Here is an 11241-nt window from a genome sequence, read left to right on the forward strand (position 1 = left end):
ACACCGCCCTGCGTCCCTACGGGCAACGGGCGCGGGCGCACGGTGTCACCACCGCGCGCCCGCGCGCTCGTACGCGCACTCGTCCTTGCACTCGTACACGTCCACTCGGGAGAACCGCATGAAGCTCCGCATAGCGGCAGTAGCCGTGGCAGCCGTCCTGACCGTCCCGGCCCTCACCGCCTGCGACGCCATCTCCACGGCGATGGACTGCGCGAACACGGCGGTCGCCATCACGGACGGCGCGAACGACCTCCAGCAGGCCGTCTCCCAAGCGGGCAACAGCCCCCAGGACGCCATGAACGCACTCGACCAGATCGAGACCAACCTCAAGAAGATCGGCGACCAGACGGACAACGCCGACCTCGGCAAGGCCATCGACTCGATGAACACGGCCGTCAACAACGTCCGCACCGCCATCGACAGCGGCAACACCGTCCCGGACATCCAGCCGGTCGCGGACGCCGCGAGCGAGATCTCCAAGGTCTGCACCCCGGGATAATGAGGCCATGACCTCGACGCCCAGCCGCCTGATCCTCGCGACCCGCAACGCGGGCAAAGTCTCCGAACTGCGCGCCATCCTCGCCGACGCCGGCCTGCCCCACGGGCTGGTCGGCGCGGACGCGTACCCGGAGATCCCCGACGTCAAGGAGACCGGCGTCACCTTCGCCGAGAACGCCCTCCTCAAGGCCCACGCCCTGGCCAGGGCCACCGGTCTCCCGGCGGTCGCCGACGACTCCGGCCTGTGCGTGGACGTCCTGAACGGCGCCCCCGGCATCTTCTCCGCGCGCTGGGCCGGCCGCCACGGCGACGACAGGGCCAACCTGGACCTGCTCCTGGCCCAGCTCGGCGACATCGCCGACGAGAACCGCAGCGCCCACTTCTTCTGCGCGGCGGCCCTGGCCCTGCCGGACGGCACCGAACGCGTCGTGGAGGGCCGCCTCCTGGGCACCCTGCGCCACACCCCCTCGGGCACGGGCGGCTTCGGCTACGACCCGATCCTCCAGCCCCTGGGCGAGACCCGCACCTGCGCGGAACTCACCGCGGCCGAGAAGAACGCCATCTCCCACCGAGGCCAGGCCTTCCGAGCCCTGGTCCCCTTCATCCGAGCCCTGCTGCCCTGACGGGCGGATACGCCGAAGGCCTGTCCTCCCGGAGCCCGGGAGGACAGGCCTTTCGCGTTGGTACGCCCGATCGGATTCGAACCGACAGACACGACCACCTAAAGATCGCCGCTCAGCCGTTGGCGTACGGGCGCAAGCCAAGACCACTGTACTGGGTGGTGCAGGGATGCGGGTGGGTGCTAGCTGCCGGATCTGCCGGGTCTTCCACCGCGGCACCACGTGCTGGTGACCGCGTGGCAGTTGGGACACAGGAGCCGCAGGTTCTCATGTAGGTCATTGCTCCAGTCGCCATCGATGTGGTCGACCTCCAGCGTCATCGGCTGCCCGTGCCAGACCGGAGGCGTTCCACACATGGCACAGCATTCAGGTACGCCGACCTCGCGCAGCGCGCGCAGGAGCAGATGGGAGCGAGTACGGCGCCGCCCGTCGTGGCGCACGAGAACGTCCTCGGCCCGCCGTACCGGGATGGTGCCGGTTTTGCCGCGGTGGTGTGCCTGGCCGAGGAAGTGCGCGGTCGACAGTCCGTCCTCGCGGATCCAGGACTTGAGCGCCTCGTTCATGCTTCCCGAAGGCTCGCGGCCCAGCCGCCTCAGGGTTTCGGCCAGTGTGTGGGATGCCGCGACGGCGTCACGCAGGACGGATGCCTCGGGCTTCACACGCCGTGCGTAGGCTCGGCGTCGAGGTGCCGGACCGCTGGCGCCGTGGACGCCCGTCACCGCCGCCGGCCCTTCGCCCGGCCGCGGTACGTGTCCGTGGTGGAGTGGCAGTTCGGGCACAACAGCCGCAGGTTTTCGGGGAGGTTGTTACGCCAGTCGCCGTCGATGTGGTCGACCTCCAGGGGGAGCGGGCGCCCCTGCCAGACGGCTTCTATGCCGCACATCCGGCATGCGTCGGGAACTCCCAGGGCGGCGAGGGCCCGCTTGAGGTGCGCGCTCTGCATGCGGCGGGCCTGCGGGCCTTCCTGCCTGACCAGTAGTGACTCCGGGGTCCTTCGCGCCTTCGGGCGTCCCGCTGAAGAAGGCAAAGCGAAATGGGAGGTGTCTATCCCGAACGCCTTCACCCTGCGGCTGATGTGGGTGTGGTGACCGCCCACCACGTCGAGACCGAGCCGTCTGAGGACCTCGCACATCGTTGTGGACGCGGCGACGGCCTCCGCCAGTACCTCTCTCGTCCACCTCACCCCTTCACGCTCGAAGTGCGACACGTCCACCCCGAGCTTCCGCATGCGGTCGCGCAGGTAACGCCGCGACGGGCCGCTCGGGTCCACGCCCAGCCTCCGTAACGCCTCCGTGAGCGTCCGCGCTCCCGCTGCAGCCTCCGCCAGGCGTTCCCTCGTGTACGGACTGACCGGCATCCCGTTCCCCCTCTCGTCCCGGCCGCGTGTGCGGCTCTCGTATGGAGCAACGAGCCGATAGTCGGACGGTCACGGGCTGTCCCGTCCGATAAGCGGAGCGGGCCGCCCCGGTCAGGGGCGGCCCGCTCCGGGAGGACGGGGAGCTCAGATGCCCAGGTCCTTGATGATCTTGGCTACGTGGCCCGTCGCCTTCACGTTGTAGAAGGCGTGCTCGACCTTGCCCTCCTCGTCCACGACCACCGTGGACCGGATGACGCCCGTGACCGTCTTGCCGTACAGCTTCTTCTCGCCGAACGCCCCGTACGCCGCCAGCGTCTCCTTCTCCGGGTCGCCGACCAGGGTGACCTTCAGGTGCTCCTTCTCGCGGAACTTCGCGAGCTTCTCCGGCTTGTCGGGGGAGACGCCGATGACGTCGTATCCGGCCGTGGCCAGTACGTCCAGGTTGTCCGTGAAGTCGCACGCCTGCTTCGTGCAGCCCGGCGTCAGGGCGGCGGGGTAGAAGTAGACGATGACCTTGCGGCCCTTGTGCTCGGCGAGCGATACCTCGTTGCCGTCCGCGTCGGGCAGGGTGAAGGCCGGGGCGGTGTCGCCCGGCTGCAGTCGCTCGCTCATCTGACAGTCTCCTCGGGAGGGGATCGGTACGTCACGAGACTAAGCTGACAGACTGTTCACGGCGGACTACGCCCCCCACACGATCACGACCACGACCACGACGACGGAGGCAGCGCGGTGCCGGAAGCCAGGACCCCCGCACAGATCGAGGCGGACATCGTCCGCCGCCGCGAGCAGCTCGCCGAGACGCTCGACGAGATCGGGGTGCGCATGCACCCGCAGACGATCATCGGGGACGCGCGGGCCCGGGTCGCCTCGACCGTCGACCAGACCGCGGGACGGGCCTTCGCCGCGGTGAACCGCGTCGTGACGGACGTGCGGGACGGCCTGCGTCACCCGGACGGCACACCGCGCCTGGAGCGCATCGTGCCCGTGGCGCTGGTCGCGGCCGGTCTGGTCGGACTGCTCGTCGTCTCGGCGCGCCACAAGCGCGGATGACCCTGCGCGGTACGGGACGGGCGCGGGCAGGTAGGTTCGTGGCGTGAGCGAGAACACCACCCACGACAAGCTGCCCATCCGCATGCTGCACGACCGCGTGCTCGTGAAGTCCGACCTGCCCGAGGGCGAGCGGCGCTCCGGCGGCGGCATCCTGATCCCGGCGACGGCCGCCGTGGGCAAGCGGCTGGCCTGGGCCGAGGTCGTCGCGGTCGGGCAGAACGTCCGGACCGTCGAGCCCGGGGACCGGGTGCTGTACGACCCCGAGGACCGTGCCGAGGTCGAGGTGCGCGGTGCGACGTACGTGCTGATGCGCGAGCGGGACCTGCACGCCGTGGCCGCGGAGCGGCTGGAGGGGTCGGACGACTCCACGGGGCTGTACCTCTGACCGGACCGATGGTCGCGGGCAAGGGCTGGTGGCCCGGGTCACCGGCCCTTTTCGCTGTCCTTTGCTACGGTGGGTGAGAACCCGACGAGACGCGCCGTACCGGGTAGGACAAGACGACGCACCCCGTATCGCTCGATGTCTCGGAGGTGCCGTCATGGCCTGGGTTCTTCTTCTCGTCGCCGGTCTGCTCGAAGTCGGCTGGTCGATCGGCATGAAGTTCACCGAGGGCTTCACCCGGCTCTGGCCCAGTGTGTTCACGGGTGCCGGGATCGTGGCCAGCATGGTGCTGCTGTCCTACGCCGCCAAGACCCTGCCCATCGGCACGGCGTACGGGGTGTGGGTGGGCATCGGTGCAGCCGGTGCGGCCGTGCTCGGTATGGCGGTGCTGGGTGAGCCCGTCACCGCCGCCCGTGTCTTCTTCATCTGTCTGCTGCTGGTCGCCGTGGTGGGGCTGAAGGCGACCTCCGGTCACTGAGCCTGCGGCTACTCCAGGAACGCGGACGGCGGGCGCGGGCCCCCGAAGACCCCGCCGCCGTCCCAGCCGCCCGAGCCGGCCCCGCCTTGGGTGCCCGTGGTGGTGCCGCCCTCGTCGCCCCGGCTGGTGCCGCCGTCGTCCTGGCCGCCCTGGGTGCGCCCTCCGGTGTCCTGGCCGCCCTGGGTCCGGCCGCCGTCGCCGCCGCCCCCGCCGTCCTGGCCCCCGTTGTTCCGGCCGCCCTGGGTGCGGCCGCCGGAGTCCTGTCCGCCGTTGTCCTGGCCGCCGGAGGGCGGGGTCGGCCGCCGGGGAGGGGGCGGGGTGCCGTCACCGGGTGTCTCCTGCGGCGGGTCCGACTGCGGGGAGGGCGGCGGCGGGGGCTGCGCGGCGCCCGGCTGGAGGTCGAGTTCGAAGTCCACGGGGTCGGTGCCCTCCAGCGCGGCCTTCGTGTACGCGGCCCAGATCCGGGCCGGGTAGCCGCCACCGCCGATACGGGGCTCGCCGAGGGCCCCGTACAGCGACTCCAGGGTGCCGGTGTCCGGGTCCTGGCCCATCATCGCGACGACCGTGACGAGGTTCGGGGTGTAGGCCGCGAACCACGCCGAGCGGTCCAGTTCAGCGGTGCCGGTCTTGCCCGCGGCCGGATGGCCGGCGGCGAGGGCCGCCGTGCCGGTGCCGTTGTCCACGACGCTGACCAGCATGGACGTGGTGGTGTCGGCGGCCTCGCGGCTGATGGCCTGGACGGAGGGGCGGTCGGGAAGGGTGATCTTGTCGCTGCCCTTCGCGATCTCCTCCAGGAAGGTGTAGGGGGTGCGGCGGCCGTGGTCGGCGAGGGTCGCGTACGCCTGGGTCATGTCGAGGACGCTGGCCTGGAGGGTGCCGAGCGCCATGGCCGGGCCGACCACGAAGTTCGGGGTGTCCTCGGGGATGCCGAGGTCGATGGCGGTCTTCTTGACCCTGGCGGTGCCGACGTCGACGGCCATCTGTGCGTAGACGGCGTTCACGGAGAGGTCGGTGGCGGTGTTGACGGTGATGTTCCCGTAGGAGATCTGTCCCTCGTTCTCCGGGGCGAAGCGGATCCGGCCGCCGACGACGGGGCGTTTGTTGTCGCCGTTGTAGAGGGTGTGGGGGGTGATCCGGCGGCCGTCCTGGGTGCGGGAGTCGTTCTCGACGGCGGACGCGAAGACGAACGGCTTGAAGGTGGAGGCGACCTGGTAGTCGTGCCGGGTGGCGTTGTTCACGTACTGCTTGGTGTAGTCGACGCCGCCGTACATGGCGACGACCTTGCCGGTGGACGGGTCGATGGAGACGGCGCCGGCCCTGACCACCCGGTCCGTCTTGCGCGTGCCGGGGTCGAGTTTGCCGAGCATCTGGTCGTCGACGGCTGCGACGAGGTCGGTCTGGTGGCGGCGGTCGATGGTGGTCGTGATCCGGTAGCCGCCCTCGGCGAGGGTCTGGTCGTCGAGGATCTCGCGGTCGAGGATGAATTCCTTGATCGCTTCGACGAGGTAGCCGCGCTGCCCGGACAGGCCGGCGGCGGCGCGGACCTTGCCGGGCTCGGGGAACCGGGTGGCCGCCCGTTCGGCGGCGGGCAGCCAGCCCTTCTTGACCATGCCGTCGAGGACGTAGTTCCAGCGGGCGAGGGCGCGGGTGCGGCTCTTCGGGTGGGAGACGACGTCGAAGGCGCTGGGGGAGTTGAGCAGGGTGGCGAGGTAGGCGCCCTCGGCGGTGTTGAGGCTGCTGACGTCCTTGCCGTAGTACGCCTGGGACGCGGCCTGGATGCCGTAGGCGTTGCGGCCGAAGTAGCTGGTGTTCAGGTAGCCCTCAAGGATGTACGCCTTGGACTTCTCGCGGCCGAGTTTGATCGCGATGAAGAACTCCTTGGCCTTGCGCTTGAGCGTCTGTTCCTGGCCCAAGTAGTAGTTCTTGACGTACTGCTGGGTGATCGTCGAGCCGGACTGGGTGCCCTTGCCGGTGGCCGTGTTCCAGGCGGCGCGGACCATCGCCTTGGGGTCCACCGCCCGTTCGGAGTAGAAGTCCCGGTCCTCTGCGGCCAGTACGGCCTCCTGGACGGTCAGCGGGATCTGCGAGAGGGGCACGTTGACGCGGTTGACCTCGCCGTCGCGGGCGATCTGGGAGCCGTCGGAGTAGAGGTAGACGTTGGACTGCGCGGTCGCGGCGGCGTTGGCCGGCGGGATGTCGACCAGCAGGTAGCCGGCCACGAGGCCGCCGCCGATCAGGAGGGTGAGGAGCAGAACGGCGCCGAGGACCGTGCGCCAGCCGGGGAGGAGACGGCGACGGCCGGTCCGCCCGCGGCGCGCCTTTCCGCCGGGTCCGCCGGGTCCACCCGGTCCACCGGCCCCGGCGGATCCTGCGCCCCCGGCTCCCCCGGCTCCCCCGGCTCCCCCGGCTCCCCCGGCGGCCCCGGCGGATCCTGCGGGTCCGCCGGGTGGGGTGTCCGGGTCGCGAGGGGTCCAGCCCGCGGGTGGTGACTGGTCGCTCATCTCCGGGACTCCTCGACGCTGTTCGAAACATCCACTTCTGTACCTCATGGTGTCTACCCGATGGCCGGTGACCACCGCCCCGGACGGGGGTAAATCGGTCGCGTGGCTCGCCCCTCCGCACTAAGCTCGCGCGCTTTGGCCGACGTAGGAACGACGTGGAAAACGGAGGGGATACGGTGCGCCAGAGAGTGCGCCTCTACGCGGCGGTCGCGGCCGGCGGGTTCCGCCGGTACGCCACCTACGGCACGGCGACCGCGGCGGGCGTGTTCACCAATACCGTGTTCGGGTTCATCGTCGCGTTCACGTACGCCGCCCTGTGGGACCAGCGCCCGGGGCTCGGCGGCTACGACCTGCCCCAGGCCCTGACGTTCGTCTGGGTGAGCCAGTCGCTGCTGGCGGCCGGGGCGTTCATCGGCGGCGGGTTCCAGGAGGAGATCCAGGAGCGGGTCCGCACCGGCGATATCGCCGTCGACCTGTACCGGCCCGCGGACCTGCAGATGTGGTGGCTCGCGGCCGACCTGGGCAGGTCCGCCTTCCAACTGCTGGGGCGCGGTCTGGTCCCGCTCGCGGCGGGGGCGCTGGCCTTCCGGCTGGCGCTGCCCTCGGACCCCTGGCGATGGCTGCTGTTCCTGGTCTCCGTCGTGCTCGGGCTGGTGGTGAGCTTCGCCGTGCGCTACCTGCTGGGGCTGCTGGCCTTCTGGCTGATGGACGGGGCCGGGATCAACCTGATGGCGACCGTCGTCTCGATCTTCTTCTCGGGGATGCTGCTGCCGCTGACCGTCTTCCCCGGCGCCTTCGGCGAGTTCGTGCGCGTACTGCCCTGGGCGGCGATGCTCCAGGTCCCGCTGGACGTGCTGCTGGGCGTGCACTCGGGGGCGGGGGACGCGGCCGGCGCGCTCGGCTTCCAGGCCGGCTGGGTCCTCGTACTGCTGGGAGCCGGGCGGCTGATGCAGTCGGCGGCGACGCGGAAGGTGGTGGTCCAGGGTGGCTGAGTGGTGGTCCAGGGTGGCTGAGGCGACCGGGACGGCCGGGCCGGCCGAGGCGCTGCCGGAGCGGGAGTTCACCGGTCCGCAGGTGCCGCAGGTGCCGCAGGTGCCGCGGGTGCCGCGGGTGCCGCGGGTGCGCGGCCGGGTCCGGGAGGGGCTGCGCGGCTACGGCCTGATCGTGGCCATGTGGATCCGGTCGACGATGACGTACCGGACGTCCTTCGTCCTGTCGACGGTGGGGAACGCGGCGATCACGCTGCTGGACTTCATCGCGATCTCCATCATGTTCTCGCACGTGGACGTCCTCGGCGGCTTCATGCTGCCCGAGGTCGCCCTGCTGTACGGGTCCTGCTCGGCGTCCCTGGGGCTGGCGGACCTGCTGCTGGGGAACACCGACCGGATCGGCGCCCGGATCCGCGACGGCTCGCTCGACACCATGCTGGTGCGTCCGGTCCCGCTGCTCGCGCAGGTCGCCGCCGATCGCTTCGCGCTGCGCCGGGTGGGCCGGGTCGTGCAGGGGCTGGGGGTGCTGGGCTGGGCACTCTGGTCGCTACGGGTGGACTGGACGGCCGGGAAGGTGCTGCTGGTGCCCGTGATGCTGCTGTCCGGTGCGGCGATCTTCGCGGCGGTGATGGTGGCCGGAGCCGCCTTCCAGTTCGTCGCCGGGGACGCGGCGGAGGTGCAGAACTCCTTCACCTACGGCGGCTGCACGATGCTGCAGTACCCGCCGACGGTCTTCGCGACGGAACTGCTGCGCGGGGTGACCTTCATCGTCCCGCTGGCCTTCGTCAACTGGCTGCCCGCGCTGTACGTGCTGGGGCGGCCCGATCCGCTGGGACTGCCGGGGTGGGTCGCGTTCCTGAGCCCGCTGGTGGCCCTCGCGGTGTTCGTGCCCGCGTCGCTGGCCTGGCGCGCGGGCGTCCGTTCGTACCGGAGCACGGGGAGCTGAGCCGTGGTGGACGATGATGCGCTGATCTCGCTGGACGGGGTCGAGAAGGTCTTCGACGTACGGCGCCGGGTGAGCCTGATGCGCCGGGAGAAACGCCGGGTCAGGGCGGTGGACGGGATCAGCTTCGCGGTCGCGCGGGGCGAGATGGTCGGCTACATCGGGCCCAACGGGGCCGGCAAGTCGACCACGATCAAGATGCTGACCGGCATCCTGAACCCGAGCGGCGGCCGGCTGCGGGTCGCGGGCATCGACCCGGCGAGGGAGCGGGTGCGGCTCGCGCACCGGATCGGGGTGGTGTTCGGCCAGCGCACCACCCTGTGGTGGGACCTGCCGCTGAAGGACTCGTACGGGCTGATGCGGCGGATGTACCGGGTACCGAGGGCGCGGTTCGAGGAGAACCTGGAGCGGTGCGTGGACCGCCTGGACCTGGCCGAGCTGCTCGACGTGCCGGTGCGCCAGCTGTCGCTCGGGCAGCGGATGCGCGGGGACATCGCGGCGGCGCTGCTGCACGACCCCGACGTGCTGTACCTGGACGAGCCGACGATCGGGCTCGACGTGGTGAGCAAGGCGAAGGTGCGGGGCTTCCTGCGACAGTTGAACGAGGAGCGCGGCACGACCGTGCTGCTGACCACGCACGACCTCCAGGACATCGAGCAGCTCTGCGAGCGGGTGATGGTCATCGACCACGGGCGCCTGATGTACGACGGAGCGCTGGGCGGGCTGCACGCGGCGGGGGCGGCGGGGGAGAGCGAGCGGACGCTGGTGGTGGACCTGGAGCGGGAGCTGGCGCCGATCAGCGTGCCGGGGGCGCGGGTGGTGAAGGTGGAGGGGCCCCGGCAGTGGCTGGCGTTCCCGGCGGGGCAGTCGGCGGCGCCGCTGGTGTCGGCGGTGGCGGCGCGGTACCCGCTGGTGGACCTGTCGGTGCGGGAGCCGGACATCGAGGACGTGATCGCGCGGATGTACGCGGGGCGGGACTGAGCGGGGCCCGCGCGGGGCCTGCGCGGGGCCTGCGCGGGGCCTGCGCGGGCGCGGCTCGGGGACGGTCTCAGGGTTCGCTCGGGGACGGTCTCAGGGGCCGGACCATACAACTCCCGCGCGCGCGTGCATAGTCTGGTGCGCATGAGTGACGAGCGGCCGGAGAAGCAGTTGCCGGAGTTGAGGGCGTCGGATGCCGACCGGGACCGGGTGGTGGAGCGTCTGCGCGACGCCGTCGCCGAGGGCCGGCTCGACATGGAGGAGTTCGAGGAGCGGCTGGAGGCGGCGTACAAGTCCCGTACGTACGCGCAGCTCGAACCGCTGACGGCGGACCTGCCGGCCGCCACCGGACCGGCCGCCGCGCCGCCCGCGGCGGCGGCCGGAACCGCCGCCTGGCCGGGCCGGATCGGCGGGACGGGTTCGTCGTCGCTGGCCGTCGCAGTGATGTCGGGTTTCCAGCGCAAGGGCCGTTGGACGGTCCCGGCCCGCTTCGACGCGGTGGCGTTCTGGGGCGGCGGCGAGCTGGACCTGCGCGAGGCGGACTTCGCGCAGCGCGAGGTGGTGATCAACTGCGTCGCGATCATGGGCGGCATCGAGATCACGGTGCCGCCGGGGGTGGACGTGGACGTGCGGGGCTTCGGCTTCATGGGCGCCTTCGACCAGCGCGACAGTCCGGGCCGGACGGAGCCGGGCGCTCCGCGGGTGGTGGTGACGGGCCTCGCCTTCTGGGGTGGTGTGGAGGTCAAGATCAAGCACCCGAAGCCCCCGCGCGGCGGCCTGTCCCTCCGTAAACCGTAGCGCTGCGCGGGCTCGGCGGTACGGGTCGGCTCCCGCCGGGGTGACCACGGCCCCTGCGCCGGACTCGGCGGTACGGCCTGTGCCTGTGCGTGTGCGTGTGCCTGTGGCGGACTCGGCGGTGTGGGCGGGGTTTCGGCTGGTCGGTGGTGTGGGGGTGTGGGTCGGTGCCCCGGCGGAGTGTCTCCTCGGCTCGGCGCGGACTCCTTGTCCCGGCCAGGCGGCCTTGGTCGCGCCTCGTCCTGCGGGGACACTCCGCCGTGTCCCCGCCCCACGCCACAGCTCCGCCCGGACGACACCACGCCCTCCCGGAGCCTGCCCGTACCGCTGGAGGAGGGCCGGGCAGGGGTGTCCCCGCCCTACGCCATGGCTCCGCCCGGGCGACGCCACGGTTTTCCGGAGCCTGCCCGTACCGCTGGAGGGGGGCCCGGCAGGGGTGTCCCCGCCCTACGCCGCGGCTCCGCTCGGGCGACGCCACGGTTTTCCGGAGCCTGCTCGTACGGCTGGAGGGGGGACGGGCAGGGGTGTCCCCGCCCTACGCCGCGGCTCCGCCCGGGCGACACCACGCCTTCCCGGAGCCTGCCCGTACGGCTGGAGGGGGGACGGGCAGGGGTGTCCCCGCAGGACGAGGCGCGACCACCGGGTACAGC

At 71.7% G+C, this 11241-nt stretch carries 13 protein-coding genes, 1 tRNA gene and 1 riboswitch; of the genes, 9 read left to right on the forward strand and 5 right to left on the reverse strand.

Annotated features, from left to right (window positions below):
- The first annotated feature begins 118 nt into the window (after window positions 1-118).
- Both ACIPXC_RS21755 and rdgB read left to right on the forward strand, forming a co-directional pair.
- Entirely contained in the window at window positions 119-499 is a 381-nt protein-coding gene (locus tag ACIPXC_RS21755; protein ID WP_401620615.1) for a hypothetical protein, read from the forward strand.
- 7 nt (window positions 500-506) lie between these two features.
- A complete protein-coding gene (gene rdgB / locus ACIPXC_RS21760) occupies window positions 507-1121 on the forward strand; it encodes an RdgB/HAM1 family non-canonical purine NTP pyrophosphatase (protein ID WP_401620618.1) in 615 nt (204 codons plus the stop codon).
- Between the two features lie 58 nt (window positions 1122-1179).
- Here the strand turns inward: rdgB and ACIPXC_RS21765 are convergent.
- The 4 genes from ACIPXC_RS21765 to bcp all read right to left on the reverse strand — a co-directional run bounded on the left by ACIPXC_RS21765 (window position 1180) and on the right by bcp (window position 3087).
- Window positions 1180-1255: transfer RNA gene (locus ACIPXC_RS21765), tRNA-Leu, on the reverse strand.
- Between the two features lie 45 nt (window positions 1256-1300).
- The gene (locus tag ACIPXC_RS21770; protein WP_401620621.1) at window positions 1301-1777 is read right to left on the reverse strand and encodes an HNH endonuclease; all 477 of its coding nucleotides are present in this window, start codon (window positions 1775-1777) and stop codon (window positions 1301-1303) included.
- Window positions 1778-1833: 56 nt separating this feature from the next.
- On the reverse strand, window positions 1834-2475 hold the full coding sequence (locus ACIPXC_RS21775; protein WP_401620624.1) for an HNH endonuclease signature motif containing protein: 642 nt from the start codon (window positions 2473-2475) through the stop codon (window positions 1834-1836).
- A 144-nt stretch (window positions 2476-2619) separates the two neighbouring features.
- Window positions 2620-3087, reverse strand: coding sequence for a thioredoxin-dependent thiol peroxidase (bcp, locus tag ACIPXC_RS21780; RefSeq protein ID WP_401620627.1), 468 nt, complete (start codon window positions 3085-3087; stop codon window positions 2620-2622).
- Between the two features lie 117 nt (window positions 3088-3204).
- Between bcp and ACIPXC_RS21785 the strand changes: the two genes are divergently transcribed.
- The 3 genes from ACIPXC_RS21785 (at window position 3205) to ACIPXC_RS21795 (ending at window position 4385) form a co-directional block, all read left to right on the forward strand.
- Window positions 3205-3525: a DUF3618 domain-containing protein gene (locus ACIPXC_RS21785; RefSeq protein WP_401620630.1), complete on the forward strand. Its 321-nt coding sequence runs from the start codon at window positions 3205-3207 to the stop codon at window positions 3523-3525.
- A 43-nt stretch (window positions 3526-3568) separates the two neighbouring features.
- Window positions 3569-3910 carry a co-chaperone GroES gene (locus ACIPXC_RS21790; RefSeq protein WP_030852162.1) on the forward strand — a complete coding sequence of 114 codons (342 nt, stop codon included), beginning with the start codon at window positions 3569-3571 and terminating at the stop codon, window positions 3908-3910.
- Between the two features lie 53 nt (window positions 3911-3963).
- A riboswitch (guanidine-III (ykkC-III) riboswitch) is annotated at window positions 3964-4033 on the forward strand.
- A gap of 31 nt (window positions 4034-4064) precedes the next feature.
- Window positions 4065-4385, forward strand: coding sequence for a DMT family transporter (locus tag ACIPXC_RS21795; protein ID WP_401620633.1), 321 nt, complete (start codon window positions 4065-4067; stop codon window positions 4383-4385).
- An 8-nt stretch (window positions 4386-4393) separates the two neighbouring features.
- Here the strand turns inward: ACIPXC_RS21795 and ACIPXC_RS21800 are convergent, their stop codons facing one another.
- The gene (locus ACIPXC_RS21800; protein WP_401620636.1) at window positions 4394-6886 is read right to left on the reverse strand and encodes a transglycosylase domain-containing protein; all 2493 of its coding nucleotides are present in this window, start codon (window positions 6884-6886) and stop codon (window positions 4394-4396) included.
- Between the two features lie 188 nt (window positions 6887-7074).
- On the opposite strand from ACIPXC_RS21800, the gene ACIPXC_RS21805 reads away from it, so the two are divergent.
- The 4 genes from ACIPXC_RS21805 (at window position 7075) to ACIPXC_RS21820 (ending at window position 10594) form a co-directional block, all read left to right on the forward strand.
- Window positions 7075-7878: an ABC transporter permease gene (locus ACIPXC_RS21805; RefSeq protein ID WP_401620663.1), complete on the forward strand. Its 804-nt coding sequence runs from the start codon at window positions 7075-7077 to the stop codon at window positions 7876-7878.
- A gap of 82 nt (window positions 7879-7960) precedes the next feature.
- Complete coding sequence (locus tag ACIPXC_RS21810) at window positions 7961-8821, forward strand: ABC transporter permease (protein ID WP_401620666.1); 861 nt, start codon at window positions 7961-7963, stop codon at window positions 8819-8821.
- Between the two features lie 6 nt (window positions 8822-8827).
- Window positions 8828-9799: an ATP-binding cassette domain-containing protein gene (locus ACIPXC_RS21815; protein ID WP_401620669.1), complete on the forward strand. Its 972-nt coding sequence runs from the start codon at window positions 8828-8830 to the stop codon at window positions 9797-9799.
- A gap of 141 nt (window positions 9800-9940) precedes the next feature.
- The gene (locus ACIPXC_RS21820) at window positions 9941-10594 is read left to right on the forward strand and encodes a DUF1707 domain-containing protein (RefSeq protein WP_401620639.1); all 654 of its coding nucleotides are present in this window, start codon (window positions 9941-9943) and stop codon (window positions 10592-10594) included.
- The last annotated feature ends 647 nt before the right edge of the window (window positions 10595-11241 follow it).

It is taken from the genome of Streptomyces sp. NPDC090021 (assembly GCF_044748225.1).
Classification (GTDB): Bacteria; Actinomycetota; Actinomycetes; order Streptomycetales; family Streptomycetaceae; genus Streptomyces.

What these genes read in the sequence shown, in the direction of transcription:
- rdgB (WP_401620618.1), top strand. Translation starts at nt 507, where the DNA reads ATGACCTCGACGCCCAGCCGCCTGATCCTCGCGACCCGCAACGCGGGC.
- ACIPXC_RS21775 (WP_401620624.1), bottom strand. Translation starts at nt 2,475, where the DNA reads ATGCCGGTCAGTCCGTACACGAGGGAACGCCTGGCGGAGGCTGCAGCG.
- ACIPXC_RS21800 (WP_401620636.1), bottom strand. Translation starts at nt 6,886, where the DNA reads ATGAGCGACCAGTCACCACCCGCGGGCTGGACCCCTCGCGACCCGGAC.
- ACIPXC_RS21795 (WP_401620633.1), top strand. Translation starts at nt 4,065, where the DNA reads ATGGCCTGGGTTCTTCTTCTCGTCGCCGGTCTGCTCGAAGTCGGCTGG.
- bcp (WP_401620627.1), bottom strand. Translation starts at nt 3,087, where the DNA reads ATGAGCGAGCGACTGCAGCCGGGCGACACCGCCCCGGCCTTCACCCTG.
- ACIPXC_RS21820 (WP_401620639.1), top strand. Translation starts at nt 9,941, where the DNA reads ATGAGTGACGAGCGGCCGGAGAAGCAGTTGCCGGAGTTGAGGGCGTCG.
- ACIPXC_RS21755 (WP_401620615.1), top strand. Translation starts at nt 119, where the DNA reads ATGAAGCTCCGCATAGCGGCAGTAGCCGTGGCAGCCGTCCTGACCGTC.